The sequence below is a fragment of the Priestia sp. P5_B4 genome (assembly GCF_056400385.1).
Map to the genome: position 1 here is coordinate 1 of NZ_JBFULJ010001248.1, position 841 is coordinate 841.

The window sequence follows — 841 nt, forward strand, 5'->3', positions numbered from 1 at the left end:
CTTCAAAAAAACTTAATAAATCTGAATTATCTARCTTTTAATCTTGTGTTAGATTCTCTCACAAAAGTGCTTTTTTTTGAAAAGATATATAGTAAAATAGATTTTGTGAATTAAAAGACGGTGTTTTCTATCGAAAGTATTGTATAAATATACAAAAGGGGATGGAGATATGAATCACGTAAAACAATGGGGATGGATTACCTTTGGCTGTTTGTGCGTTGCCATCGGAATTCAATTTTTAACCGCTTCTAACCTCGTTATTGGCGGAACAGCAGGACTTGGAATCGTCCTGCAGCATTTAACCGGTATTTCATTTGGGGTATTGTTCTTTATCATCAATTTACCATTTTATTTTATGGCTCTTACGCAAATTGGGCTGCAATTTACGATAAAAAGCTTCATCAGCGTTAGCCTGATGTCAGTGATGTCTGATTTATTAGCTGCCAACTTTTCGTTTGCGCTTCCGCATCCGCTTCCGCATCCGCTTGTAGCTGCGATTGTGGGCGGCATTATTGTCGGCATTGGACTGATCTTTTTGTTTCGCCACGGCTCTTCTCTTGGCGGAATCAACATGCTATGTGTGTTTCTTGATAAACGTTTTGGCATTAATCCAGGTAAAACAATGCTTTTGACAGATGTGTTGATTGTAGGCTCTGCAACAGTGGTATTCGGCGTAGTTCAAGTTCTTTATTCGTTAATCGGTATCTTCATCATGACAGGACTGCTTGGACGCTATCACAAACGCTCGCCAATCGAACGAACTGGTGAACATATGGAAGAAGAAGCGAAACAACAAACGRCTTCAACTATGTAAAAAAACCGTGCGGGAATGATCCCGCAC

The 841-nt window shown here is 39.6% G+C and carries 1 protein-coding gene; it reads left to right on the top strand.

The window, feature by feature from the left end; all coding sequences use genetic code 11:
- Positions 1-169: 169 nt before the first annotated feature.
- A complete protein-coding gene (locus AC1DRF_RS30265) occupies positions 170-814 on the top strand; it encodes a YitT family protein (protein WP_477742605.1) in 645 nt (214 codons plus the stop codon).
- The last annotated feature ends 27 nt before the right edge of the window (positions 815-841 follow it).